The 24272-nt window shown below is 63.6% G+C and carries 24 protein-coding genes; 2 read left to right on the top strand and 22 right to left on the bottom strand.

The annotated features are described in order from the left end of the window. Positions 1-6: 6 nt before the first annotated feature. From cheB to AC2CGW_RS13780, 10 genes are all read right to left on the bottom strand, one after another. Positions 7-1020 (bottom strand): chemotaxis response regulator protein-glutamate methylesterase, encoded by a 1014-nt coding sequence (gene cheB, locus AC2CGW_RS13825; protein ID WP_186668678.1) that lies wholly within the window; start codon positions 1018-1020, stop codon positions 7-9. Then, positions 1017-3299 carry a hybrid sensor histidine kinase/response regulator gene (locus AC2CGW_RS13820; RefSeq protein WP_186668680.1) on the bottom strand — a complete coding sequence of 761 codons (2283 nt, stop codon included), beginning with the start codon at positions 3297-3299 and terminating at the stop codon, positions 1017-1019. Before AC2CGW_RS13820 ends, cheB begins: the two co-directional genes overlap by 4 nt. Beyond that, positions 3296-3970 carry a chemotaxis protein CheW gene (locus AC2CGW_RS13815; protein WP_186668682.1) on the bottom strand — a complete coding sequence of 225 codons (675 nt, stop codon included), beginning with the start codon at positions 3968-3970 and terminating at the stop codon, positions 3296-3298. The genes AC2CGW_RS13820 and AC2CGW_RS13815 overlap by 4 nt, the downstream gene beginning before the upstream one ends. Further along, the gene (locus AC2CGW_RS13810; RefSeq protein WP_411383899.1) at positions 3967-5238 is read right to left on the bottom strand and encodes a CheR family methyltransferase; all 1272 of its coding nucleotides are present in this window, start codon (positions 5236-5238) and stop codon (positions 3967-3969) included. The genes AC2CGW_RS13815 and AC2CGW_RS13810 overlap by 4 nt, the downstream gene beginning before the upstream one ends. Beyond that, positions 5235-5741 (bottom strand): chemotaxis protein CheW, encoded by a 507-nt coding sequence (locus tag AC2CGW_RS13805; protein ID WP_186668686.1) that lies wholly within the window; start codon positions 5739-5741, stop codon positions 5235-5237. Before AC2CGW_RS13805 ends, AC2CGW_RS13810 begins: the two co-directional genes overlap by 4 nt. A gap of 5 nt (positions 5742-5746) precedes the next feature. Further along, the gene (locus tag AC2CGW_RS13800) at positions 5747-7369 is read right to left on the bottom strand and encodes a methyl-accepting chemotaxis protein (protein WP_186668688.1); all 1623 of its coding nucleotides are present in this window, start codon (positions 7367-7369) and stop codon (positions 5747-5749) included. Between the two features lie 126 nt (positions 7370-7495). Further along, positions 7496-8221, bottom strand: coding sequence for a tellurite resistance TerB family protein (locus AC2CGW_RS13795; RefSeq protein WP_186668690.1), 726 nt, complete (start codon positions 8219-8221; stop codon positions 7496-7498). Between the two features lie 122 nt (positions 8222-8343). Then, positions 8344-9450 carry an NADH:flavin oxidoreductase/NADH oxidase gene (locus tag AC2CGW_RS13790; RefSeq protein ID WP_186668692.1) on the bottom strand — a complete coding sequence of 369 codons (1107 nt, stop codon included), beginning with the start codon at positions 9448-9450 and terminating at the stop codon, positions 8344-8346. Between the two features lie 149 nt (positions 9451-9599). After that, a complete protein-coding gene (gene recJ / locus AC2CGW_RS13785) occupies positions 9600-11309 on the bottom strand; it encodes a single-stranded-DNA-specific exonuclease RecJ (RefSeq protein WP_186668694.1) in 1710 nt (569 codons plus the stop codon). 29 nt (positions 11310-11338) lie between these two features. After that, complete coding sequence (locus AC2CGW_RS13780) at positions 11339-11881, bottom strand: YaeQ family protein (protein ID WP_186668695.1); 543 nt, start codon at positions 11879-11881, stop codon at positions 11339-11341. Between the two features lie 163 nt (positions 11882-12044). On the opposite strand from AC2CGW_RS13780, the gene AC2CGW_RS13775 reads away from it, so the two are divergent. Both AC2CGW_RS13775 and AC2CGW_RS13770 read left to right on the top strand, forming a co-directional pair. Then, on the top strand, positions 12045-13244 hold the full coding sequence (locus AC2CGW_RS13775; protein ID WP_186668697.1) for a CaiB/BaiF CoA transferase family protein: 1200 nt from the start codon (positions 12045-12047) through the stop codon (positions 13242-13244). Between the two features lie 20 nt (positions 13245-13264). Then, positions 13265-14137: a TIGR02285 family protein gene (locus tag AC2CGW_RS13770; protein WP_186668802.1), complete on the top strand. Its 873-nt coding sequence runs from the start codon at positions 13265-13267 to the stop codon at positions 14135-14137. A gap of 136 nt (positions 14138-14273) precedes the next feature. Here AC2CGW_RS13770 and AC2CGW_RS13765 read toward each other — a convergent pair whose 3' ends face one another. The 12 genes from AC2CGW_RS13765 to ffh form a co-directional block, all read right to left on the bottom strand. Then, positions 14274-14555, bottom strand: a complete 282-nt coding sequence (locus AC2CGW_RS13765; protein WP_186711312.1) for a DUF3509 domain-containing protein — start codon at positions 14553-14555, stop codon at positions 14274-14276. Positions 14556-14629: 74 nt separating this feature from the next. Next, on the bottom strand, positions 14630-15070 hold the full coding sequence (locus AC2CGW_RS13760) for a DNA-binding transcriptional response regulator (protein ID WP_186668701.1): 441 nt from the start codon (positions 15068-15070) through the stop codon (positions 14630-14632). 185 nt (positions 15071-15255) lie between these two features. Further along, positions 15256-16665, bottom strand: coding sequence for a threonine synthase (thrC, locus tag AC2CGW_RS13755; RefSeq protein WP_484574177.1), 1410 nt, complete (start codon positions 16663-16665; stop codon positions 15256-15258). A gap of 52 nt (positions 16666-16717) precedes the next feature. Next, positions 16718-18022: a homoserine dehydrogenase gene (locus AC2CGW_RS13750; RefSeq protein WP_054895086.1), complete on the bottom strand. Its 1305-nt coding sequence runs from the start codon at positions 18020-18022 to the stop codon at positions 16718-16720. A gap of 82 nt (positions 18023-18104) precedes the next feature. Further along, positions 18105-18866 (bottom strand): DsbC family protein, encoded by a 762-nt coding sequence (locus AC2CGW_RS13745; protein ID WP_186668705.1) that lies wholly within the window; start codon positions 18864-18866, stop codon positions 18105-18107. Positions 18867-19021: 155 nt separating this feature from the next. Further along, positions 19022-19918, bottom strand: a complete 897-nt coding sequence (gene xerD, locus AC2CGW_RS13740) for a site-specific tyrosine recombinase XerD (RefSeq protein ID WP_186720672.1) — start codon at positions 19916-19918, stop codon at positions 19022-19024. 155 nt (positions 19919-20073) lie between these two features. After that, complete coding sequence (locus AC2CGW_RS13735; protein ID WP_063543306.1) at positions 20074-20487, bottom strand: acyl-CoA thioesterase; 414 nt, start codon at positions 20485-20487, stop codon at positions 20074-20076. A gap of 137 nt (positions 20488-20624) precedes the next feature. After that, the gene (gene rplS, locus AC2CGW_RS13730; RefSeq protein WP_023629812.1) at positions 20625-20975 is read right to left on the bottom strand and encodes a 50S ribosomal protein L19; all 351 of its coding nucleotides are present in this window, start codon (positions 20973-20975) and stop codon (positions 20625-20627) included. Positions 20976-21017: 42 nt separating this feature from the next. Next, entirely contained in the window at positions 21018-21770 is a 753-nt protein-coding gene (gene trmD / locus AC2CGW_RS13725; protein ID WP_186711270.1) for a tRNA (guanosine(37)-N1)-methyltransferase TrmD, read from the bottom strand. Between the two features lie 3 nt (positions 21771-21773). After that, the gene (rimM, locus tag AC2CGW_RS13720) at positions 21774-22310 is read right to left on the bottom strand and encodes a ribosome maturation factor RimM (protein ID WP_054895624.1); all 537 of its coding nucleotides are present in this window, start codon (positions 22308-22310) and stop codon (positions 21774-21776) included. A 5-nt stretch (positions 22311-22315) separates the two neighbouring features. After that, entirely contained in the window at positions 22316-22567 is a 252-nt protein-coding gene (gene rpsP / locus AC2CGW_RS13715; protein WP_008094480.1) for a 30S ribosomal protein S16, read from the bottom strand. A 243-nt stretch (positions 22568-22810) separates the two neighbouring features. Beyond that, entirely contained in the window at positions 22811-24187 is a 1377-nt protein-coding gene (gene ffh / locus AC2CGW_RS13710) for a signal recognition particle protein (protein WP_063543302.1), read from the bottom strand. Positions 24188-24272 lie beyond the last annotated feature (85 nt).

Below are 24272 nucleotides of genomic sequence, written 5' to 3'. Positions count from 1 at the left end.
ATATCGTCATTTCGGAAAGATTTCCATAAGTCGCCCGGCAATTCGCTCCAGCGGTCGTATCTCGACCGCCGCCTGGATCGCTGCGGCGGCCTTGGGCATGCCATACACCGCACTGCTTTGCTGGTCCTGGGCGATGGTCAGGAAACCCTGCTCGCGCATCAACTTCAGCCCCTGCGCGCCATCGCGGCCCATGCCGGTGAGCAGCACGCCCACCGCATCGCTGCGCCAGAAGCGCGCCACGCTCTCGAAGAACACGTCGATCGAGGGGCGGTAGATTTCGTTGACCGGCTCGGCGGTATACGCCAGTTGGCCATTCTGCAACAGCCGGATGTGGTGGTTGGTGCCTGCCAGCAACACCTGCCCCGGCTGCGGTGGTTCACCCTCACGGGCCAGGCGTACCGGTAGCCCGGACACACCACTCAGCCATTCGGCCATGCCGGCGGCGAACACCTGATCGACATGCTGGACCAGCACGATGGCCGCCGGAAAATCCTGCGGAAGCCCCTTGAGCAGTACCTCAAGCGCGGCTGGCCCGCCTGCGGACGAGCCAATGGCCACCAGGCCACAACGACGCGCTAGATTGCGGACCGGCGCCGCCACGGAGCGGACTGCGCTGGAGCGCTGCTGGCCGATCAACCAAGCGATGTTGAGGATCTTGCGCAGCAAAGGCGCCGCCGCCTCCCGGGCATCGCCCGCACCCAGTGCCGGCGTATCGACCACATCGAGGGCGCCGTGGCCCATGGCCTCGAACACCCGGTGCACATTCTGCTTGCGATCCACCGTGACGATGACGATGGCGCAAGGGGTTTCGGCCATGATCCGGCGAGTCGCCTCCACGCCATCCATCACCGGCATGATCAGGTCCATGAGGATCAGGTCCGGCGTCTGCTCGGCACACTTGTGCACGGCTTCGACGCCATTGTTGGCCACCCAGATCACTTCGTGCGCGGGCTCGAAGGCCAGCGCACGGCGCAGCGCCTCGACAGCCATGGGCATGTCATTGACGATGGCGATCCTCATCCCTGGGCTCCTCCGATCAACTCCACCACCGCATCCAGCAACGCATCGTCATGGAAGCTGGCCTTGGCCAAATAATAGTCGGCGCCGGCATCCAGTCCACGTCGGCGGTCCTCTTCCCGGTCCTTGTACGACACCACCATCACCGGCAGCGATTGCAGGCGACTGTCGCGACGCACCAGGGTGACCAGTTCGATACCGTCCATGCGCGGCATGTCGATGTCGGTGATCAGCAGGTCGAAGTCTTCGCTACGCAGGGCGTTCCAGCCATCCATGCCATCGACCGCCACCGCTACGTCGTATCCGCGCGTACCCAGCAGCTTGCGCTGGAGCTCGCGTACCGTCAGCGAATCGTCGACCACCAGGATGCGCTTGCGCACCACACCCCGGCCCGCCCGTGCACCGCGATCGATACGCTCCAGGCGCCCGGTGCTCAACAGCTTGTCCACCGAGCGCAAGAGGTCTTCGACATCGATGATCAGCACCACCGAACCATCGTCGAGCAAGGCGCCAGAGGAAATGTCCTGGACCTTGCCCAGACGCGGGTCGAGCGGCATCACCACCAGCACCCGCTCGCCGATCAGGCGCTCCACGGCCACACCATACAGTTGCTCGCGCTCACGAATGACCACCACGCGCAGGCTGTCCGCCTCGTCCTGCGCGGCCGGACGGTTGAGCAACTGGCTCGCGGCGACCAGGCCGATGTGGCGGTCCTCGTGCCAGAAGTGCTGGCGGCCTTCGATCTGCACGATGGCCTCGGCCGGTACGTCGAGGGTGCGTTCGATATGCGCCAGCGGGAAGGCATAGGCTTCGCCACCGACCTCGACCACCAGGCTGCGCACCACCGACAGGGTCAGCGGCACCTCCAGGTGGAAGCAGCAGCCCTGCCCTGCCACCTGAGTGAGCTCGATCGACCCGCGCAGTTCGCGCACCATGTGCTGCACCGCGTCCAGGCCGACCCCACGGCCAGACACCTCGGTGACCTGGTCACGCAGGCTGAAACCGGGCAGGAACAGGAAGGTGAGCAACTCGGCCTCGCTCATCTGCGCCACGGTCTCGGCGGGCGACAGTGCCCGCTCGACGATGCTGCGGCGCAGGCGCTCAAGGTCGATACCCGCACCGTCGTCGCTCAGTTCGAGAATCAGCAACCCGGCCTGATGCGACGCGCGCAGGCGCAGCGTGCCGTCACCGGGCTTGCCCGCCAGCAGGCGTCGCTCGGGCTGCTCGATGCCATGATCGACAGCATTGCGCAGCAAGTGCGTGAGCGGCGCCTCGAGTTTTTCCAGCACATCACGGTCGACCTGAGTCTTCTCCCCCTCGATCAGCAGCCGCACCTGCTTGCCCAGGGAGCGCCCCAGGTCGCGCACCATACGGCTCTGCCCGGTCAGCACATCGGCGAAGGGGCGCATCCGGCAGGCCAACGCAGTGTCGTACAGCAACTGCGCGCGCTGGCTCGCCTGCCAGCCGAATTCGTCGAGGTCGGCAGCCTGCTGCTGGAGGATCTGTTGGGTTTCGGCGAGCAGGCGCTGGGTCTGGGCCAGGGCGTCGAGCACTTCGGCGCTCTGGCCGCTGCCTTCGAGCTGGGTCTTGAGCCCGTCGAGGGCGCGCATACCCTGGCCATGCATGCGCTTGAGGCGCTGCAGGCTGGCGAGATAGGGCTTGAGCCGCTGGGTTTCCACCAACGACTTGCTCGACAGGTCGAGCAGACTGTTCAGGCGATCGGCGGTGACCCGCAGCACGCGCTCACCGCCTTCGCCTGTGCGCTTGCCGCTCCTGGGTGCGGGAGCAGGCTCCACTTCCGGCTCAGGCTCCACAGGCATCGCGGGCACTTCGGGCGGCATCGCGAGAGGCAAAGGTTCAGCCGATGCGCCGGCAGCGTCCAGCGCAGGCGCCGAAGGGTCGAGCAACATGGCCATCTGTACCAGGAACGCCGGCACCGCCGCCTCGCCCTGGGTGTCCCCGGGCGTTGCGATGCGCATCAGCAGGTCAGTGCCCTGCAACAAGGCATCGATGTGTTCGGGGCGCAGCAACAGGCGCCGCTCCTGGGCCGCGACCAGGCAATCCTCCATGACATGGGCGACGCTGACACCGGCATCGATGCCGACGATACGCGCCGCGCCCTTGAGGGAGTGCGCCGCACGCATGCAGGCTTCCAGCTGATCGCCCTGGGCCGGATTGCGCTCGAGGGCCAGCAGCCCGGCACTGAGCACTTGGGTCTGGGCCTCGGCCTCGAGACTGAACAGCTCGAGCAACGATGCGTCGCGCATTTGCTCCGGGGTCATGACAGGCTCCGCTTCACGGCAGACAGGAGGTGTTGGTCATCGAGTACGCGCACACTGCGGCCACGCCACTGCATCACCGCCAGTGTGAAATGGGCCGTGTCGTGCTCCTCGTGCAAGCGCGAAAGGTCCAGGCGATGGATGCCGTCGATCTCGTCGACCGGCAATACCACCGGCCCACCTTCGGCAGCCAGGATCAACATCCGCGGCATCACCCGCCCACTGCGCTCCTGTGCTGGCGCCAGCTCCATGCCCAGCAGGTCAGGGAACGACAGGCACGGCACCAGCGCACCCCGCACGTTGGCGACCCCCTGCAGCATCCGCGAGCGCTGGTGCGGCAGCGAGTGAACGGCTTGCAGCGGCGCGATCTCCGCCAGGCAGGCAGTGGCCAGTGCCAGCCATTCCTCGCCCAGCCTGAACAGCAGCATGGAGCGACCGGCAGTGCCCTGCTCCACCTGCTCCACCTGCGCCATCTCCACATGCTCGTCCTGCAGCAAGGTGTAGCGGTCGAGCAGGCGGGTAGCCGCAGCGGCATACACTTCGCAATTGCGGCAGTGGATGTGCCGGTCCAGCAGGGGGCATTGCTTGTCGCCATGGACACCGATGCGATTCCAGCAATCGTCGATATCGTCATGGTCCTGGGCGATCAGGTCCATCGAGTAGGCACCGCTCATCGTTCAGACTCCCTGCCCGCCCGCGCCGCCCTTTCCTGCAGACGCCGTGCCCCTGTGACATCCCCCTGGGATGCCAGCAGCGTGGCCAGGTGCAGCAGTGCCTCGGTGTGCTGGGGCTCCAGGTACAGGGCCTTGCGGTAATGCTTGAGTGCTTCGCCGGCATCGCCCTGGGTATCGCTGAGCAGCCCCAGCCAGTAGTAGACCTGCGCCTTGGGCTCGAACAGGCGCAAGTAGCGCTCGCAACTGGCGCGGGCCTGCTCGCTGGCCCCGGCATTGGCCTGACGGGCGATGGCTGCCAGCAGTTCGGTTTCGTTCTCGTTCACGGTCGGCAACGCAACCGGCCTGGCGGGCGGGCGAGCAGCACGGGCCAGGGATGGCGCCACCACGGGCATGGCGACAGGACGCGGCGCAGCTACCGGCGGGACGCTGGGTCGTGCCGGCGGCACCGGGCTGACCGGCGGCTGCACGCCGACCTGGTCCTGACGCACATAGGCGAACGACTGCGCGATGCCGATCGGCCGCATGCCCAGACGCGCCAGCAAGCTGCCCTCGGCCGGGCCGATGAACAGCACGCCATCGTCGTGGAGCAATTGCTTGAGCACCTCGAAGACCCGCTGCTGGGTGGGTACGTCGAAATAGATCAGCAGGTTGCGGCAAAAGACAAAATCGTAGACCCCCTTGCGGCTGCGCAGGGCAGGATCGAGCACATTGCCAGGCTGCAGGCTGACCTGCTGACGCACGCGCTCATGCAAGCGGTAACTGTCATCGGCGCAGTCGAAATGCCGCTCACGGAACGCCAGTTCACTGCCGCGGAACGAGTTGCGGCCATACACGGCCTGCTCGGCACGGGCGAGGGAACTGGGGCTGATGTCCATCCCATCAATGCGCACGGCCGATGGCGGCAGACCCGCATCGAGCAGCGCCATGGAAATCGAATAGGGCTCCTCGCCGGTCGAGCACGGCAAGCTGAGGATACGCAGCGGCCGTGATCCGGCCAGCTCGACCAGGCGTTTCCGAGCCAGCCCGGCCAATGCCGTGAACGACTCGGGGTAACGGAAGAACCAGGTCTCGGGAACGATCACCGCCTCGATCAACGCCTGTTGCTCACCGGACGATTGCTGCAAGCGCAGCCAGTAATCGTCGAGGTCACGCGCGGCGAGTGCCACACATCGCTGGCGCAAGGCCCGCTCGACCATCGGCGCGCCCACCGACTCCACATCCAGGCCGATGCGCTCCTGCAGAAAGCGGAAGAAGCGTTGTTCGATCATCCTGCCACCTGCGTGGATTGATCAGGGAACAAGAGCAGGCGCACGGCATCGCTCAACAGGTCGTCGACCTGGATGCGCTGCAACAGCCCCTGTGCATCCTGTCGCACAGGCCCCAGGTAACGCGCCTCGCCGTTGTCCACCCCGTAGGGCTGGAACTCGTCGGGTTGGCAACGCAAGGTGTTGGTCGCCTGCTCGAGCACCAGCCCCAGTTGCAGGTCAGCGCCATAACGCACCAGTACCAGGCGCGTACTGGTGCGCTGCGGCGCAGGCTCACCGAAGCTCAGGGACGACAGGTCGATGACCGGCACCAGCGCGCCACGATGCCCCAGAATCCCGGCGACCCAGGCGGGTGCCTGGGCGATGGGCTTGAGCGGACGCAACGGCAGCACCTCTATCACCTCGCGCACATCCAGGGCAAAGCGCTGTCCGCCGATATGGAACAGCAGGTACAACACGCCCTTGGCTTCGGCCTGACGCTGATCACGCGGTTGCAGATCGTTCATCACCGTCAGACTTTGAAGCGCGACACACCGCCACGCAGCCCGGCAGCCACCTGGCTCAGTTCGTCGATGGCGAAACTGGCCTGGCGCAACGACTCGACCGTCTGCGTGCTGGCATCACTGAGCTGAGCCAGCGCCTGGTTGATCTGCTCGGCGCCGGTGGCCTGTGCCTGCATGCCCTCATTGACCATCAGCACCCGTGGCGCCAGCGCTTGCACCTGATGAATGATCTGGCTGAGCTGCTCGCCGACCTGCTGCACCTCGAACATGCCACGGCGCACCTCCTCGGAGAACTTGTCCATGCCCATGACCCCAGCCGACACTGCGGACTGGATCTCGCGCACCATCTGCTCGATGTCGTAGGTGGCCACTGCGGTCTGGTCGGCCAGGCGACGCACTTCGGTGGCTACCACGGCAAAACCACGACCGTACTCGCCGGCTTTTTCCGCCTCGATGGCGGCGTTGAGCGACAGCAGGTTGGTCTGGTCGGCGACCTTGACGATGGTCACCACCACCTGGTTGATGTTGCTGGCCTTCTCGTTGAGGATGCCCAGCTTGGCGTTGACCAGGTCGGCGGCGCCCATCACCTGGTGCATGGTTTCCTCCATGCGCGCCAGGCCTTGCTGGCCGGAGCCGGCAAGGCTCGAAGCCTGGTCGGCGGCACTGGTCACCTCGGTCATGGTGCGCACCAGGTCGCGCGAGGTCGCGGCGATCTCGCGCGAGGTGGCGCCGATTTCCGTGGTGGTTGCCGCGGTTTCGGTGGCGGTGGCCTGCTGCTGCTTGGAGGTGGCGGCGATCTCGGTGACGGAGGTGGTCACCTGCACCGATGAGCGCTGGGCCTGGGCCACCAGGTTGGCAAGTGCCTCGCCCATTTCATTGAAGCCGTTCTCGATGGCGCCGAACTCATCCTTGCGGTCCAGGTTCAGGCGCGCACTGAGGTCACCCGAGCGCAGCTTGTCGAGGGCGTGCACGATGCGTTGCATGGGTGCGCTGATGGCGCGCATCAGCAGCAGGCCGCAGATGCCGGCGGCGACGATCGCCAGGATCAGCGAAACGATCATGCTGCCCTTGGCGGTGGCCACGGCGCTGACGATCTCGCGGGTGGCGGCATTGGCGGATTCGGTATTGCGGTCGATCACCGTGTTCAGGTGCTTGCGCCCAGCGGTCCAGGCCGGTGTCAGCACTTCGGCGATCAGACGCTCGGCTTCGGGGTAGTTCTTCTCGCGGTAGGCTGCCAGGACCTGGTCGACCACCTTGACGTAATCCTCCTCGAGGCGCACGAAGGTGTCGAAGGATGCCTGGTCCTGCGCATCCTGGATCGTGCCCTGGTAGTTGGTCATCTGCGCCCTGAGTCGGTCGTGGAAACCCTTGAACAGTTCGATATCGGCAGAGGTCAGTTCGCGATGATCGGACAAGCCGACCAACTGCTGGCTGGCGACGTAGCTGTCGACCCAGGCGCTGCGGATCATCGAGCTGTAGTAGATCCCCGGAATGCTGTCCGTACCCACTGCCTGCTCACTGGCTTCGATGGTCACCAGGCGTGAATACGCCGCGACGATCATCAACAGCATGATGGCGATGATCACGGCGAAACTTGCCAGGATCCGTTGGCGCAAGGTCCAGTTCTTCACAATCAGCCCTCAGGAATTCTTCACGAGCGGGAAAATCGTCGAAGTATAGCCTAGCCGCCAGGCGCTTTATCGGTTGAATTGCGGAGTATTCAGGCATCCCTGCCGATTAAATGGCCAATCGCCACCTCACTGCGCTGCAGCGTCCCGCACCTGGCGCTCCAGTTCCTCGCGCAAGTTCGGGTCCAGGCGCAACTGACGGGCCAGTTCGTCAAGGTAGGCGCGCTCCATGAAGTGCTCCTGATCGACCATCATTACACTGGCCAGGTACATCTCCGCGGCCATTTCAGGCGTCTGCGCGGCACGGGCCACTTCGGCAGGGTCGAGCGGCTTGTTCAGCTCGGCATGCAGCCAGGCCTGTAGCTCGCGATCGTTGTCCAGGCGCACGAATTCGCCTTCGATCAGTTCACGCTCGCGCTCGTCGATATGGCCATCGGACTTGGCCGCCGCCACCAGCGCCTTGAGCACCGCCTGGCTGTGTTGCTCGGCCTGGGCCGGCGGCAGGCGATCGAGGGTCTGTGGCTCCTGCGCCGCAGCCTGGCCCTGGCGCGCCTGCCAGTTGCCATAGGCTTTGTAGGCAAGCACGCCAAGCGCAGCGAGGCCACCATAGGTAAGTGCCTTGCCACCGTACTTGCGCGCCTTCTTGCTGCCCAGCAGCAGGCCCATGGCCCCGGCCGCCAGCGCCCCGCCTCCGGCACCGGAAAGCAGGCCGCCAAGGCCTGCCCCCTTGCCCTGGCCACCCCCGAGCAGGTCGCCAATACCGGGCACCTTGCCCGCCCCGCCCTTGCCCTGCTGGTTCTGCAGCAGCGACTGGCCGGACTTGAGCAATTGATCGAGCAGACCACGGGTGTTCATCTGGATGACTCCTGGACGGATAGGGAAGCTCCAGATTAGGCCCGCAGCCTGAATTCTCGCTTAATGCATTTGCTTCGGGATGTTGCATTAGTCTCGTCGAGCGTTTCCACCGTGCGGATCTGTCAATCCCGCAAGTCCGACTCATGAATCGGGTTGGCCCGGCTGGTCGCACGCTGGTACTGCGCAGGCCAGGTTGCCTTGTTGCCACCCAGGTCATCATCGGCATGCAGCGGCCAGTAGGGGTCGCGCAGCAGTTCGCGGGCGAGGAAGATCACGTCGGCCTGACCGGTACGCAGGATGTGCTCGGCCTGGGCGGGTTCGGTGATCATGCCCACGGTGCCGGTGGCAATTTCCGACTCTTTGCGTACGCGCTCGGCGAAGCGAGTCTGGTAACCCGGGCCGGTGGGGATTTCGGCATTGACCGAGGTACCGCCCGAGGACACGTCGATCAGGTCGACCCCCAGCGCCCTCAGACGACGCGCCAGCTCGACCGTTTCGTCGGGGTTCCAGCCATCTTCGACCCAGTCGGTTGCCGAGACCCGCACGAATAGCGGCAACTCCTGCGGCCACACCTTACGTACGGCCTCGGTCACCTGAAGCGTCAGACGAATACGGTTCTCGAAGCAGCTGCCGTACTCGTCACGCCGCTGGTTGCTCAGAGGTGAGAGGAACTGATGCAGCAGGTAGCCGTGGGCCGCATGGATTTCGACGACCTTGAACCCGGCCGTCTTCGCACGCTCGGCGGCCTGGACGAAGGCCTGGACGACGCCCTGGATTTCATCGTGGCTCAGCTCGCGCGGCGGCGTATGCTCCGGGTCGAAGGCAATCTTCGAAGGCCCGACCGGCTGCCAGCCGCCGTCCTCGATCTTGACGCTACCGTGTTTGCCCAGCCAGGGACGATGGGTGCTGGCCTTGCGCCCGGCATGCGCCAGCTGGATGCCCGGGACGGCGCCCTGGGAGGTGATGAAGCGGGTGATACGTTGCAGCGGGGCGATCTGGTCGTCGTTCCACAACCCGAGATCTTCGGCAGTGATTCTTCCATCGGCAGTGACAGCCACCGCTTCGGTGATCACCAGCCCGGCGCCACCGACGGCGCGACTGCCCAGGTGGACCAGATGCCAGTCGTTGGCCAGGCCATCGACGCTCGAGTACTGGCACATTGGTGATACCGCAATGCGATTGGGCAGGGTCAGCTGACGCAGGGTATACGGCTCAAGCAGCAGGCTCATGAGGGGACCTCCCAAGGACTCCAATGGTCATCCGACCCGGACACTCGTGTGCGGCCGTGGCCCGGTACCGGTCTTTGTTGAGACTAGACCAGATTACCTTGGGGGGAAGTTCCGCCGGATGGACGCCCCGCGCTGACACCTGCCCCGTGTCAGCGCGGCTCCATGTGCGCGATCATCAACTGCACGCTTTCATTGCCGCGAAACTCGTTCACATCGAGCTTGTAGGCCACCTCCACCCAACGCACTGTCGGATTGGGCCAGATTTCGCGGTCGATGCCGAAGGCGATCCCATCAAGTTTCACCGAGCCGCACTCGCTCTTGAGCACCACTTTCAAATGCCGCTCCCCTACCACGCGCTGTTCGACCAACTGGAACACGCCATGGAACAGCGGCTCGGGAAAATGCTGCCCCCAAGGGCCGGCATTGCGCAGGGCACGAGCCAGGTCCAGATGGAATTCCTCGACCGCCAGGGTGCCATCGGACAGCAGGCGCCCGGTCAGGTCGTCCTCGCACAACTGGCGCCGCACCTCTTCGTCGAACGCATCGGCAAAGGCCTGGAAGTTGGCCTCCGGTAGCGACAAGCCTGCGGCCATGGCATGGCCGCCGAACTTGCTGATCAGGTGCGGGTGGCGCGCGGCCACGGCATCCAGCGCATCACGGATATGGAAGCCCGGCACCGAACGCGCAGACCCCTTGAGCATACCCTCGCCCGCATCGGCAAATGCAATGGTCGGCCGGTGGTAGCGCTCCTTCAGGCGCGAGGCGAGGATGCCGATCACACCTTGGTGCCAGTCGGCGTCGAACAGGCACAGGCCATAGGGCATGGACTCGACCGGCAAGTCCTTGAGCTGGGCCAGGGCTTCACGCTGCATGCCCTGCTCGATGGACTTGCGATCCTGGTTGAGCCCGTCCAGTTGCCCGGCCATGTCCAGCGCCACGGCGGCGTCTTCGCACAGCAGGCATTCGATGCCCAGGCTCATGTCGTCCAGCCGACCGGCGGCATTGAGCCGTGGTCCGAGGATGAAACCCAGGTCGGTCGAGGTGATGCGCCGGTGATCGCGGCGCGCCACTTCGAGGATTGCCTTCAGCCCGGGGCGAGCGCGCCCGGCACGAATGCGCTCGAGGCCCTGGTGCACGAGGATACGGTTGTTGGCATCCAGCGGCACCACGTCGGCGACACTGCCCAGCGCCACCAGATCGAGCAGTTCGCCGATGTTCGGCTGGGCTTGCGTCTCATAGCGGCCAAGGCTGCGCAGGCGGGCACGCAGGGCCATCAGCACGTAGAAGATCACCCCCACGCCAGCCAGCGACTTGCTGGGGAAGGTACAGCCTGGCTGGTTCGGGTTGACGATCGCATCGGCGTCGGGCAACTGCTCGCCAGGCAGGTGGTGGTCGGTGACCAGGACCTTGAGCCCGGCCGCCTTGGCCGCCGCCACGCCATCGACGCTGGAGATACCGTTATCGACAGTGATCAGCAGCTGTGGCTGACGCTGCAATGCCACCTGCACGATCTCGGGGGTCAGGCCATAGCCGTACTCGAAGCGATTGGGCACCAGGTAATCCACATGGGCCGCACCCAGCAGTCGCAGCCCCAGCACACCCACGGTGCTGGCGGTGGCGCCATCGGCGTCGAAGTCGCCAACGATCAGGATGCGCTGACGCAGGTCCAGGGCCTCGACCAACAGGTCGACGGCCGCCTCGATTCCTTTAAGTTGCTGGTACGGCAACAGGCGCGCCAGGCTCTTGTCCAGCTCGGACTCGCTCTGCACGCCGCGCGCGGCATACAGGCGGGTCAACAGGGGCGGCAGGTTACCGAGGAAGGGCAATGCCGATGGCAGGGGGCGGGGTTCGATACGCATGGGGTCTTCGGCGGTCAGATCGGATCAGGTCAGCCGCGCTCACCGAGCAGCCACTGCAGTTGGACTTCGTGCTGGCCACGGTCGTCGGTGACGAATACCGTGCCTTCACTGATCATCACATCCCATTTGATGGTACGCGGCATGTCGGTGGCCAGAACCTCCAGGACTTCCTGCGGAACAGCAGCGATACTCAGGTTTTTCAGGCCCTTGACAGCGCCGACCACCTTGTTCTCCCACACCCGCAAGCTGCCGTAGGCCAGCAGGCTGGTGCGCTCGGTGCGACGCGAGCACCAGGTCAGGCGCTCGGCGTCGGGCTGGCCGACTTCGATCCAGTGCAGGATGCGATCATCCAGGCTTTTTTCCCACAGGGCAGCTTCATCGACATCCGACAGACCGCGGCCGAACGACAGGTTCTCGTTGTACCAAAGGGCGTAGGCCAGCAGACGGACGGCCATGCGCTCCTCAGTCTCCGACGGGTGACGAGCGATCGTCTGACGGACGTTTTCGTACACGCCGCGGTCGAGGTCGGTCAGATTCAGTTCGAACTTGTAGGTAGTGGAAGGCTGGGCCATGGGAAAGGGGCTTCTTTGGAGAAAGTCGCAGAGTTTAACCGATCCGAGTTTGTTGGGGTGGGTGGTTGCGCATCTGCGTGCACAGGACTCTGCCTTGCAACAGTATCTGCCATTGACCAGCTGTGATAAAACCAAGCCTCTTTTCTGTCGCCACGGACGCACCATGCCCACCCCCGCCAAACCCCTCGCCGGTCTGAAGGTCATCGAGCTCGGCACCTTGATCGCCGGTCCCTTCGCTTCGCGTATCTGCGCCGAATTCGGCGCCGAGGTGATCAAGGTCGAATCACCTGATGGCGGCGATCCGCTGCGCAAGTGGCGCAAACTGTATGAAGGGACTTCGCTGTGGTGGTTCGTCCAGGCACGCAACAAGCAATCGCTTACCCTCAACCTCAAGCACCCCGAAGGGCGCGAGATCCTCAAGCAATTGCTGGCCGGCGCTGACATCCTGATCGAGAACTTCCGTCCTGGCGTGCTGGAGAAACTGGGCCTTGGCTGGGACGTGCTGCATGCCCTCAACCCACGCCTGGTGATGGTGCGCCTGTCAGGCTTCGGCCAGACCGGGCCGATGAAGGACCAGCCGGGCTTCGGTGCAGTCGGCGAGTCCATGGGGGGCCTGCGCTACATCACAGGTTTCGAGGATCGCCCGCCCGTGCGCACGGGCATTTCCATCGGCGACTCGATTGCCGCCCTCTGGGGCGTGATCGGCGCGCTGATGGCCCTGCGACATCGCGAGGTCAATGGCGGTGAAGGGCAGGTGGTGGATGTGGCGTTGTACGAGGCAATCTTTGCGATGATGGAAAGCATGGTGCCGGAGTTCGACGTGTTCGGCTTCATTCGCGAGCGCACCGGCAACATCATGCCGGGCATCACCCCCTCCTCCATCCACACCAGTGCCGACGGCCGGCACGTGCAGATCGGCGCCAACGGCGATGCGATCTTCAAACGCTTCATGCAGGCCATCGGCCGCGACGACCTGGCCGAGGACGCGACCCTGGCCAGCAACGATGGTCGTGACCTGCGTCGCGACGAGCTGTACGGGGTGATCGACCGCTGGGTCAACAGCCTGCCGCTGGAACAGGTGATGCAGTCACTGAACGATGCCGGCGTGCCTGCCAGCCGCATCTATTCGGCCGAGGACATGTTCAGCGACCCGCAATTCCTCGCCCGGGAAATGTTCCTCCAGGCGAAACTCCCGGACGGCAAGCCCTTCAAGATGCCAGGTATCGTGCCCAAGCTGTCGCAGACACCAGGCTCCACGGAGTGGGTCGGGCCTGCGCTGGGGGAGCACACGGCGACGCTGCTCGCCGGGCTGGGCTACAGCGATGCCCAGGTGGCACGCCTGCGCGAGCAGGGGGCGGTCTGATCGGGCGCCGAACCAGCATGATGCGCTTGTGTGTGCTGCTCTGCGCCCTGCTGCTGCCCTGGCAGCAGGGCCAGGCCCGTGAGCGCCTGACCTGGCTGGTGCGCGACCTGCCGCCGTTCACCATTCTCGAAGGCCAGGAAAAGGGCCAGGGCGTGGTCGACCGCATGCTGCCTCTGCTCATCGAGCAGATGCCAGAATACGATCACACAGTCCTTCGGGTGAATCGCGCCCGTGGCATCCAGATGCTCCAAGAGCACAGCTTCACCTGCGACCCGACCCTGCTATGGACGCCGGAACGCGCCCGTTTCGTGCACTTTTCCCAACCCTCGCTGCCCATCCTCAGTGGCGGGCTAGTCATCCGCAAGGCTGACCAGAGGCTGCTGGACGATCCCGGGGAAGGCTCGCCTGTGGACCTGAAGCAGTTGCTGGAGCGTCCCGGGCTGAAACTGGGAATCGTGGCCCAGCGCAGCTACGGGGCAGTGGTCGACGATATCCTGCGGCTGTTGCCAGAAGCCACGCTGAGCCGCCACTACGGCAACGATGCCACCGCCAATCTCTTGCAGATGCAGCAGCTGGGGCGCCTGCAACTGGTGCTTGGCTACTGGCCAGAGGTGCGCTACCTGGTCCAGCAACAGGGCGGCTCGCTGGACAGCTACCAGTTCCACCCGATCAAAGGGGCGAATCGCTACCAGTTTCTGCATGTGGGCTGCTCCGACACCCCACTAGGACGCGAGGCCATCGCCCATATCGACAAGCTGTTGCCACACCTGCGCCAGGAAGTCCTCCCTGAGTTCTACGCCAACTGGCTTGACCCCGAACTGCGCACAGAGTACCTGGAACAGACCCGACGCCTGGTCGAGGAGGCTCCCGCTCCGACCAGCATCAAGCCATGACGCAGGCAAAAGAAACCCCGGATGCTGGGGAAGACATCCGGGGTCAACGCAAAGCCCTTGAATGGACTCTGTACGGCGATCCAACGCTACCGGAGCAAAGCAGCGTTCGAGCACCCTATAAAATCTGACGAGGCACTCAGGCAAAGGTTCCCTGAGGTTGGTGCCGGTGTTGCAATGCCGCGATCACACAGGGCTGCAGACGTCCTTCGACGATCTGCAGGTCGCGGTGCAGACCGTCGACCAGATCGACCAGCAAGCGCTGCTCCTGTAGCTGGCGCACGCTCACGGCGCGGCGCAATACCTCGTTGCCCTGCGCATCGAGCACGGTGAGTTGGCGATTGCCGCGCGCATCCGCATCGTCGAGTCGGGTGTGATAAGGGGACAGGGCATCGTTGAGCAGGGAGCAGATTCTTTCCATCCGGCGTACTCGCTTTGTCGGGGACCTATCGGAACTGACCGTCAGGCACTTGGGAAAGTTCGCTCGCGCCTGTATCAGCCAGCATGCGTGGGCAACATGACAGTTTCGATATCCCGCCCGGAGTGCCTGCGCGGCGGTCGACGCAGCCGCTGCAATGCCGCCTGCAACCCCCTCATCGACAACGGCCAGGGCAATTGGGCAACGACCCACTGCCCCTGACGCTGGGCCTCGGAAGCGAGATCAGGGCCGCGCACAGGGGGCTGTCCGACGAACAGCAGCGCACGCGCATGGCCCTGCCGGGTCACGTGCTTCAACAGTGCCTGGGCGCTCAGCGCCGGCATGCCATGGTCGATGATGAGCATGTCCAAGGCTCGCATCTGCGCCATGCTTGCCTTGGCGCTGGCCAGATCGCAGGCGATGCGCACGTTAAAAACCCCCAGGGCATTGCAGGCCTGGTGCAAAGCGATCTGCTGGGCGGGATGAGACTGGACGATAAGAATGTTGAGCCGGTGCATGAGCCGCTCCTGAGGGCTGCGAGCCCTGATGGACAGGGCGCCCACTCTAGAAAAGCAGCATAGGGACTCAAATAGGAAAAGCCTGAAAAGACGAAGGATGATTCTGTAATTAAAGAACCGCTCAAACGCAAACGGGGCAAGCCGATGTTCCGACTTGCCCCGCCAATGCCCTCGAGTACCGCGTTTTACAGCGGCTTGCCGCGGTTGCCGTGCTGGCTGACGAAGGCCTGGACCGTCTTCAGGTCATTGGCCAGGACCGTGCAACGCTCCTCGCGGCTGAACAGGTCGCTCAGGTGCGCAGGCAGCTCGAGGGCCTTGCCGACACCGGCCTTCTCCACTGCCTCGGGGAATTTGACCGGATGCGCGGTGCCCAGCACCACCATTGGCGTATCCAGGCTGCGACGGCACTCACGAGCGGCTTTGACGCCGATGGCGGTGTGCGGATCAAGCACTTCGCCGGTGGCCTTGAACACCTCGGCGATGGTCTCGCAGGTCTGCTCGTCACTCACTGCCAGGGAGTCGAACAGCTTGCGCGCCTCGGTCCAGCGATCCTGCTCCACGCTGAAGCCTCCACCCTGCTTGAAGTTGGCCATCAACTCGGCGATCGCCGCGCCGTTGCGACCGTGCAGGTCGAACAGCAGGCGCTCGAAGTTGGACGAGACCATGATGTCCATCGACGGCGAGAGCGTTGGGTGCAGCGCGTCCTTGACGTACTGGTTGCCGCTCATGAAGCGGTGCAGGATGTCGTTGCGGTTGGTGGCCACCACCAGCTGGCTGATCGGCAGGCCCATGTTGCGCGCCAGGTAACCGGCGAAGATATCGCCGAAGTTGCCGGTCGGGACCGAGAACGCGACCGAGCGCGCCGGGCCGCCCAACTGCAGTGCCGCATGGAAGTAGTAGACGATCTGGGCCATGATCCGCGCCCAGTTGATCGAGTTGACCGCGACCAGGCGAGTGCCCTTGAGGAAGGACTGGTCGGCGAAGCTGGCCTTGACCATCTCCTGGCAGTCGTCGAAGTTGCCTTCGATGGCGATGTTGTGGATGTTGTCACCGAGGATGGTGGTCATCTGCCGACGCTGAACTTCCGACACGCGCTGGTGCGGGTGCAGGATGAAGATGTCGACGTTGTCGCAACGGCGGCAGCCTTCGATGGCGGCAGAACCGGTATCACCGCTGGTGGCACCGACGATCACCACGCGCTCGCCACGCTTGACCAGCACGTGGTCGAGCAGACGGCCGAGCAGTTGCAGGGCGAAGTCCTTGAACGCCAGCGTCGGGCCGTGGAACAGCTCCATCACCCACTCGTTGCCATTCAGCTGGCGCAGCGGTGCCACCGCGGCGTGGGCGAAGGCACCGTAGGTTTCCTCGAGGATCTTCTTGAAGTCGACATCGGCGATGCTGCCGGTGACGAAGGGGCGCATCACTCGGAACGCCAGTTCGTGATACGGCAAGCCGGCCCAGGAAGCGATTTCTTCCTGGGTGAAGCGCGGCAGGTTTTCCGGCACGTACAGGCCGCCGTCGCTGGCAAGACCTGCCAGCAGGACGTCTTCGAAATTCAGGGCCGGAGCCTGGCCGCGAGTACTGATATAGCGCATTGTGCAAACCTTCGGTTCTGGGCGCGGGCCGCCGTCGCGGCCCGCCGCTGAATTAATTGAGCTGTTCGACGCGGATACGCACGACGTTGCCGACCACATCCTGCAGGGCTTCAAGGGCGACGATGGCATCGTTGATACGCTGCTCGACCACGCCGTGGGTCAGCAGAATCATCGGCACCAGGCCGTCCTGCTCTTCGGCTTCCTTCTGCATGATCGACTCTATGTTGATGCCACGCTCGGACAGGATGCTGGCGACCTGGGCCAGCACGCCTGGGTGATCCTTGGCCTGGATCCGCAGGTAATAGGCGCTTTCGCACGCCTCGATCGGCAGGATCGGGTGCGCCGACAGCGAATCCGGCTGGAAGGCCAGGTGCGGAACGCGGTTTTCCGGGTCGGAGGTCATGGCACGCACCACATCGACCAGGTCGGCGACCACCGACGAAGCGGTCGGCTCCATGCCGGCACCGGCGCCGTAGTAGAGCGTCGAGCCAGCAGCGTCGCCGTTGACCATCACCGCGTTCATCACGCCGTTGACGTTGGCGATCAGGCGGTCGCTCGGGATCAGCGTCGGGTGCACGCGCAGCTCGATGCCGTCGGCAGTGCGGCGGGCCACACCCAGGTGCTTGATGCGATAGCCCAGGGCTTCGGCGTAGTTGACGTCAGCAGTGGTCAGGCGGGTGATGCCCTCGGTGTAGGCCTTGTCGAACTGCAGCGGAATACCGAAGGCGATGGAGGCCAGGATGGTCAGCTTGTGCGCAGCATCGATGCCCTCGACGTCGAAGGTCGGGTCGGCCTCGGCATAGCCCAGCGCCTGGGCTTCGGCCAGCACGTCAGGGAAAGCACGGCCCTTTTCACGCATTTCGGTGAGGATGAAGTTACCGGTGCCGTTGATGATCCCGGCCAACCAGTTGATGCGGTTGGCCGACAGGCCTTCGCGGATCGCCTTGATCACCGGGATGCCGCCGGCAACCGCCGCCTCGAAGGCCACGATCACGCCCTTTTCACGGGCCTTGGCGAAAATCTCGTTGCCGTGCACGGCAATCAGCGCCTTGTTGGCGGTGACCACGTGCTTGCCGTTCTCGATGGCCTTGAGCACCAGATCGCGGGCAATGGTGTAGCCACCGATCAGCTCGATGACGATGTCGATTTCGGGGTTGGTCGCGACTTCGAACACATCAGCGGTAATGGGGGTACCGGTAATCTGGCAGTTCGGGTTCTGCGAGCGCATGGCAATCTGGGCCACTTCAATACCGCGCCCGGCACGGCGGGCAATCTCCTCGGCGTTGCGCTGAAGTACATTGAAGGTACCGCCACCGACGGTCCCCAACCCACAGATGCCTACTTTGACCGGTTTCACTGTGAACTCCCCATTGAACGGCCGGCACCTGCGCCGACCGTGAAACATGCCGTCACCCCATGACGACGGCGTATTGAATGAATTACTTGGCGGCTTGCGCCTGGCCGGCCAGGGCCAGCTTGGCCACCTGCGGTGCCGGCTGGTAGCCCGGGATCACCTGGCCGCTTTCGAGCACGATCGCCGGCGTGCCGTTGACACCGATCGACTGGCCGAGCTGGAACTGCTTGCTGACCGGGTTGGCGCACTTGGCCGCCTTGATTTCCTTGCCGTCGACCATCTTGTCCATCGCCGCGCGACGGTCACTGGAGCACCAGACAGCCTGCAGTTGCTCGTCACCCGGCGAGCCCAGGCCCTGGCGCGGGAAGGCGACATAGCGCACCTCGATACCGCGCTTGTTCAGCTCGGGCACCTCGGCGTGCAGCTTGTGGCAGTACGGGCAGGTCGTGTCGGTGAACACGGTGATGTGCGATTTGGTTTCGCCCTTGGCCGGGTAAACCACCATTTCAGTCGCAGGAATACCATTGATCAGCTTGGCGATGCCCTGGCGTTCGGTTTTCTCGGTCAGGTTGACCGGCTTGCCATCCTGGATCTGGTACAGGTAGCCCTGCATGACGAACTGGCCATCTGCGCTGGCATAGAGCACGCGACCGCCCTGCAGCTTGACTTCGTAGAGACCGCCGACCGGGCTGGTGGCGACGCTTTCGATCGGGACTTCCAGTTCCAGTGTCTTGAGTGTGTTGCGAATGGCTTGCTCGGCACCGGCGTTGACATCGGTGGCCGCAGCGACGGCAAAGGTACTGGCCAGCGCCAGGGCGGCGGCGGCAAACATCTGGGTCACGCGCATGGGGTACTCCTGAAGGCGGACGGGGACCGGAGGACGTCGCCTGCGGAAAAAATCGCGGCGACCAGACAGTCCCTGGTGCAAACCGCTCAAGCCTACCACATCAGGCCGCGACGAAATCACTGTCTGATGGCCGCCGGGCGGAACATGAAAATCATTCATCCACGCGGATGGTGCTGGGCATGCAACTGCTGCAAACGTGCCTTGGCGACGTGGGTGTAGATCTGCGTGGTGGAAAGGTCGCTGTGCCCCAGCAGCATCTGCACCACCCTCAGGTCGGCACCATGGTTGAGCAGATGGGTGGCAAAGGCGTGACGCAAGGTATGCGGTGACAGTGGCTTGTCGATACCGGCCACGCGCGCGTGGTGCTTGATGCGGTGCCAGAACGTCTGGCGGGTCATTTCCTCGCCCCGCAGGCTGGGGAACAGCACATCGCTGGGGCGACCGTTGAGCAGCTCGCCGCGACCGTCGCGCACGTAGCGCTCGATCCACAGTACCGCCTCCTCGCCCATCGGCACCAGACGTTCCTTGCTGCCCTTGCCCATCACCCGCAGTACACCCTGGCGCAGGTTGACCTGATCGAGGGTCAGGCTCACCAGCTCGGTGACCCGCAGGCCGCAGGCGTAGAGAACCTCGAGCATGGCTCGGTCGCGCTGGCCGATGGCTTCGGCCAGGTCGGGTGCCTTGAGCAGCGCTTCGACATCCGCTTCCGACAGGGATTTGGGCAAAGGCCTACCCAGCTGCGGCATATCGACCTGCAAGGTCGGATCGACACCAATGAGTTTTTCCCGCAGCAGATAGCGATAAAAGCCACGCACACCAGAGAGAAACCGCGCAGTGGAGCGCGGCTTGTAACCCTGATCGAAGCGCCAGGCAAGGTGGTCGAGGATCGAATCGCGGCCAGCTTCAGGCAAAGCGACGCCACGCTCCTGCAACCAGCCATTGAACAGGGCCAGGTCGCTGCGGTAGGAAACGCGGGTGTTGTCGGACAGGCCTTTTTCCAGCCAGAGGGCATCGAGAAACTGATCGATCAGGGGGTGGTCCAGGGCGGGCATTCGGAGGGCTGCTGGGTGTTGAAAGTGGGCTTAGTGTTTCACAGCCGCATAATTGTTGTCTGTACCGGCCTCTTCGCGGCTAAAGCCGCTCCTACAGGGATCGCGCAGCGCCTGTGGGAGCGGCTTTAGCCGCGAAAGGGCCCGCACTGGAGAACTCAGGCCTGAGCCAGTACTGGCACCGGTCGCTTGTCCTCGTCGATGGCGACAAAGCTGAACACCCCATGAATCGCACGCTCGCGGCCGTCGAGGTACATGTTCTCGACGAACACATCGACCTGTACCTGCAAGCTGGTATTGCCCACCTTGATCACGCTGCCAACCAGCTCGACGATCGAGCCCGCCGGGATCGGGTGCTTGAAGTCGATGCGGTCGGTGGACACGGTCACCAGCGGCAGGCGACAGAAACGCGTAGCGGCGATGAACGACACCTCATCCATCCAGGCCAGCGCGGTGCCGCCAAACAAGGTGTTGTGGTGATTGGTGGTATTGGGAAATACGGCCTTGGTCACGCGAGTGATCGACAGCTCGGTACGGCGCTGGATTTCCTGGTCTCTTGGGGTGGTGGTCATGGGGTACTCGAATCGCAAGGGAATGGCAGCGGGGCGACCCGCGAAGCAGGCAACACCAATACCACAAAATGCAAAAAAGCAGCCCGAAGGCTGCTTTTTCTCTCGCAAGGCGACCAAGGCCGCCGGTCAAACTGTACTCAGGACAGTTTTTCCTTGATGCGAGCGGCTTTGCCGGACAGGTCGCGCAGGTAGTACAGCTTGGCTTTACGCACGTCACCACGACGTTTCACGGCCAGGCTGTCGATCTGTGGGCTGTAGGTCTGGAAGGTACGCTCTACGCCAACGCCGCTGGAGATCTTGCGCACGGTGAAGGCGCTGTTCAGACCGCGGTTACGCTTGGCGATAACAACGCCTTCGAACGCCTGCAGACGCGAGCGATCGCCTTCCTTCACTTTAACCTGAACGACAATGGTGTCGCCTGGTGCGAAGGTCGGGATTTCCTTGCTCATCTGCTCGGCTTCGAGCTGCTGGATGATCTTGTTGGTCATGCTGTGCTCCTAAGATGGATAACTTGATCCACCATCGATACGTTAACTATCGTCCCGCTCGCGGAGGTATTCCTCGAGCAGCTTCTTCTCTTCTCCAGAAAGCGAGCGACTTTCCAGAAGATCGGCGCGTCGTTCGAAGGTCCTACCAAGGGACTGCTTCATTCTCCAACGCCGGATGTGTGCATGGTTGCCACTTAGCAACACGTCGGGTACACGCTGATCCGCATACACCTCAGGTCGGGTGTAGTGCGGGCAATCCAGCAGACCATCGGTGAAGGAGTCTTCCTCCGCCGAGTCCACATGCCCTAAAGCTCCGGGCAGCAGCCGCGTAACCGCATCGATCAGTACCATGGCCGGCAGCTCGCCACCGGAAAGTACATAGTCACCAATCGACCACTCCTCATCGACATGAGCTTCGATAAAACGCTCGTCGATGCCTTCATAACGACCGGCGATCAGGATCAACGATTCCTGTTCGGCCAGGCCTTTGACCGCCTGCTGAGTCAGCTTGCGGCCTTGTGGCGAGAGGTAGATCACCTTCGCCGATGCTCCGGTCGCCTGCCTGGCACTGGCCAGGGCGTCTTCCAGAGGCTTGATCTTCATCACCATGCCCGGACCACCGCCAAACGGCCGATCATCCACCGTGTGGTGACGATCAGTGGTGTAGTCCCGTGGGTTCCAGCAGGTCACTTGCAGCAACCCCTGTTTCACCGCACGACTGGTAATGCCGTACTCCGTGATGGCCGAGAACATCTCGGGGAACAACGTGATGACTTCTACGCGAAGGTTACCCATCGTCTAGAAATCCGCGTCCCATTCGACTCGCATCACACCTGCTTCCAGGTCGATTGCCAGCACGCATTGCTCCGTATAGGGCAACAGACGCTCGCGATCATCCAGGCTGCCTGCGCAAGGCTTGACCACCATTACATCGTTCGCACCGGTCTCCAACAGGTGATCGACCTTGCCGAACAGTTGTTCGTCCTGGTTGATGACCTTCAGGCCCTGCAACTGGTACCAGTAGTACTCGTCGGCGGCCAGGTTGGGCAAAAGGCTCCGCGCAATGCAGATTTCGTAACCGCTCAGAAGACGGGCTTCATCGCGATCGTCGAGGCCTTTCAGTTTCACGACCAGGCCCTTCTGGGAGCCACGACCGCTGACCAGCTCGACCTGCTTTACCTTGCCTTCGTGCCGAAGCGTCCAGCGCGGATAATCCAACAGGTTTTCAATCGGATCGGTAAAGGAATACACCTTCACCTCGCCGCGAACGCCGTGAACCGAAAAAATCTTGCCAACGACGATGAGGTCGTCAGCCTTTTCTGGCGTCGCGTTCATACTGCTCAGGCAGCAGCCTTGGCAGCGTCCTTCAGCAGCTGAGCAACACGCTCAGACGGCTGCGCGCCCTGGCTCAGCCAGTAGGTGACGCGTTCCTGGTTGACCGACAGCTTGACTTCGGCGCCCGAGGCGATCGGGTTGAAGAAGCCAACGCGCTCAACGAAACGGCCGTCACGGGCGTTACGCGAGTTGGTCACGGTCAGGTGGTAGAAAGGGCGCTTTTTCGAGCCGCCACGGGCCAGACGAATGGTTACCATGTGAACATCGTTCCTATAGTCGGTACTGCAGTCAGTGCTGCAAATCTGAATGCCAAATAGGCACACGGGTGCCCAAAAGGCCGCATATTCTCAGGGAATACACGGACATTTGCAAATGGCTTTTTCGCAAGAGCCATGCAAAGCAATCCAGACCTGCCGCTTAAGCCGCTGTTTTGCGGCGCTTTCCCGCCGAGGCGGGGTCTGCCTGGCCGCCTTGAAATCAAGGCGACCAAGCGGATTCGGTTACAGCTTCGGCATGCCGCCGCCCGGCAGCATCCCGCCCAGGCCACGCATCATCTTGGCCATGCCGCCCTTGGCGGAGAATTTCTTCATCATCTTCTGCATCTGCTTGTGCTGCTTGATCAGTCGGCCGATATCCTGCACCTGCGTGCCGGAGCCCAGGGCGATACGGCGCTTGCGCGAACCGCTGATCAGGTCAGGATCGCGACGTTCGGCAGGGGTCATGGAGTTGATGATCGCCTCCATCTGCTTGAACTGTTTCTCGGCCGCGCCCTGGGCATTGCCCATCTGCGACAGGTTGACGCCACCGATGCTGGGCAGCTTGTCCATCAGGCCACCCAGGCCGCCCATGTTCTTCATCTGCTGCAACTGGTCGCGGAAGTCTTCGAGATCGAAGCCCTTGCCCTTCTTCAGCTTCTTGGCCAGCTTGTCGGCCTTGGCCTTGTCGATGTTCTGCTCGGCCTGCTCGATCAGGCTGAGCACGTCACCCATGCCGAGGATGCGCGAGGCGATGCGGTCAGGGTGGAAAGGCTCGAGGGCTTCGGTCTTCTCGCCCATACCGATGAACTTGATCGGCTTGCCGGTAATGGCGCGCACCGACAGCGCGGCACCGCCACGGGCATCACCATCGACCTTGGTCAGCACCACGCCGGTCAGCGGCAGCGCCTCGCCAAAGGCCTTGGCGGTATTGGCGGCGTCCTGGCCGGTCATGGCATCGACCACGAACAGCGTCTCGACCGGCTTGACCGCCGCGTGCAGGGCCTTGATCTCGTCCATCATGTCGGCGTCGATGTGCAGACGGCCGGCGGTGTCGAGGATGACCACGTCGATGAACTTGATCTTGGCTTCGCGAATCGCCGCCTCGGCGATATCGACCGGCTTCTGGCTGATATCGGACGGGAAGAAGGTCACGCCGATGTCGTTGGCCAGGGTTTCGAGCTGCTTGATCGCCGCCGGGCGGTAGACGTCGGCGGACACCACCATGACGGTCTTTTTCTTGCGCTCTTTAAGGAAGCGCGCCAGCTTGCCGGCGGTGGTGGTCTTACCGGCGCCCTGCAGGCCCGCCATCAACACCACAGCTGGCGGAGCCGCATTGAGCGCGAGGTCTTCGTTGGCCGCGCCCATCAGGCTTTCCAGTTCGGCCTGGACGATCTTCACGAAGGCCTGGCCCGGCGTCAGGCTGCGCGACACCTCTGTGCCGACCGCGCGCTCCTTGATGCTGTTGACGAAGTCCTTGACCACCGGCAGGGCGACGTCGGCCTCGAGCAGGGCCATGCGCACTTCACGCAACGTGTCCTTGATGTTCTCTTCGGTCAGCTTGGCCTTGCCGGTGACATGGCGCAGCGTCTGTGACAGGCGGTCGGTCAGGTTTTCGAACATGGTGATCCTTTCAGGCCCAATAAAGCCGAGGTTGTTCAGGCGCCCTGGCGGATATCCACACGCGCAGGGCACAGCAAGCCGGGCA

Source organism: Pseudomonas sp. SYWMCR5, assembly GCF_057197165.1.
The sequence above is the reverse complement of the archived record's forward strand: the minus strand, read 5'-3'. Positions and strand labels throughout refer to the sequence as shown.

Excerpts from the sequence above, each read along its gene's own strand:
- cheB (WP_186668678.1), bottom strand. The coding sequence starts at position 1,020 with ATGAGGATCGCCATCGTCAATGACATGCCCATGGCTGTCGAGGCGCTG.
- AC2CGW_RS13820 (WP_186668680.1), bottom strand. The coding sequence starts at position 3,299 with ATGACCCCGGAGCAAATGCGCGACGCATCGTTGCTCGAGCTGTTCAGT.
- AC2CGW_RS13815 (WP_186668682.1), bottom strand. The coding sequence starts at position 3,970 with ATGAGCGGTGCCTACTCGATGGACCTGATCGCCCAGGACCATGACGAT.
- AC2CGW_RS13810 (WP_411383899.1), bottom strand. The coding sequence starts at position 5,238 with ATGATCGAACAACGCTTCTTCCGCTTTCTGCAGGAGCGCATCGGCCTG.
- AC2CGW_RS13805 (WP_186668686.1), bottom strand. The coding sequence starts at position 5,741 with ATGAACGATCTGCAACCGCGTGATCAGCGTCAGGCCGAAGCCAAGGGC.
- AC2CGW_RS13795 (WP_186668690.1), bottom strand. The coding sequence starts at position 8,221 with ATGAACACCCGTGGTCTGCTCGATCAATTGCTCAAGTCCGGCCAGTCG.
- AC2CGW_RS13790 (WP_186668692.1), bottom strand. The coding sequence starts at position 9,450 with ATGAGCCTGCTGCTTGAGCCGTATACCCTGCGTCAGCTGACCCTGCCC.
- recJ (WP_186668694.1), bottom strand. The coding sequence starts at position 11,309 with ATGCGTATCGAACCCCGCCCCCTGCCATCGGCATTGCCCTTCCTCGGT.
- AC2CGW_RS13780 (WP_186668695.1), bottom strand. The coding sequence starts at position 11,881 with ATGGCCCAGCCTTCCACTACCTACAAGTTCGAACTGAATCTGACCGAC.
- AC2CGW_RS13775 (WP_186668697.1), top strand. The coding sequence starts at position 12,045 with ATGCCCACCCCCGCCAAACCCCTCGCCGGTCTGAAGGTCATCGAGCTC.
- AC2CGW_RS13770 (WP_186668802.1), top strand. The coding sequence starts at position 13,265 with ATGCGCTTGTGTGTGCTGCTCTGCGCCCTGCTGCTGCCCTGGCAGCAG.
- AC2CGW_RS13765 (WP_186711312.1), bottom strand. The coding sequence starts at position 14,555 with ATGGAAAGAATCTGCTCCCTGCTCAACGATGCCCTGTCCCCTTATCAC.
- AC2CGW_RS13760 (WP_186668701.1), bottom strand. The coding sequence starts at position 15,070 with ATGCACCGGCTCAACATTCTTATCGTCCAGTCTCATCCCGCCCAGCAG.
- thrC (WP_484574177.1), bottom strand. The coding sequence starts at position 16,665 with ATGCGCTATATCAGTACTCGCGGCCAGGCTCCGGCCCTGAATTTCGAA.
- AC2CGW_RS13745 (WP_186668705.1), bottom strand. The coding sequence starts at position 18,866 with ATGCGCGTGACCCAGATGTTTGCCGCCGCCGCCCTGGCGCTGGCCAGT.
- xerD (WP_186720672.1), bottom strand. The coding sequence starts at position 19,918 with ATGCCCGCCCTGGACCACCCCCTGATCGATCAGTTTCTCGATGCCCTC.
- AC2CGW_RS13735 (WP_063543306.1), bottom strand. The coding sequence starts at position 20,487 with ATGACCACCACCCCAAGAGACCAGGAAATCCAGCGCCGTACCGAGCTG.
- rplS (WP_023629812.1), bottom strand. The coding sequence starts at position 20,975 with ATGACCAACAAGATCATCCAGCAGCTCGAAGCCGAGCAGATGAGCAAG.
- trmD (WP_186711270.1), bottom strand. The coding sequence starts at position 21,770 with ATGGGTAACCTTCGCGTAGAAGTCATCACGTTGTTCCCCGAGATGTTC.
- rimM (WP_054895624.1), bottom strand. The coding sequence starts at position 22,310 with ATGAACGCGACGCCAGAAAAGGCTGACGACCTCATCGTCGTTGGCAAG.
- rpsP (WP_008094480.1), bottom strand. The coding sequence starts at position 22,567 with ATGGTAACCATTCGTCTGGCCCGTGGCGGCTCGAAAAAGCGCCCTTTC.
- ffh (WP_063543302.1), bottom strand. The coding sequence starts at position 24,187 with ATGTTCGAAAACCTGACCGACCGCCTGTCACAGACGCTGCGCCATGTC.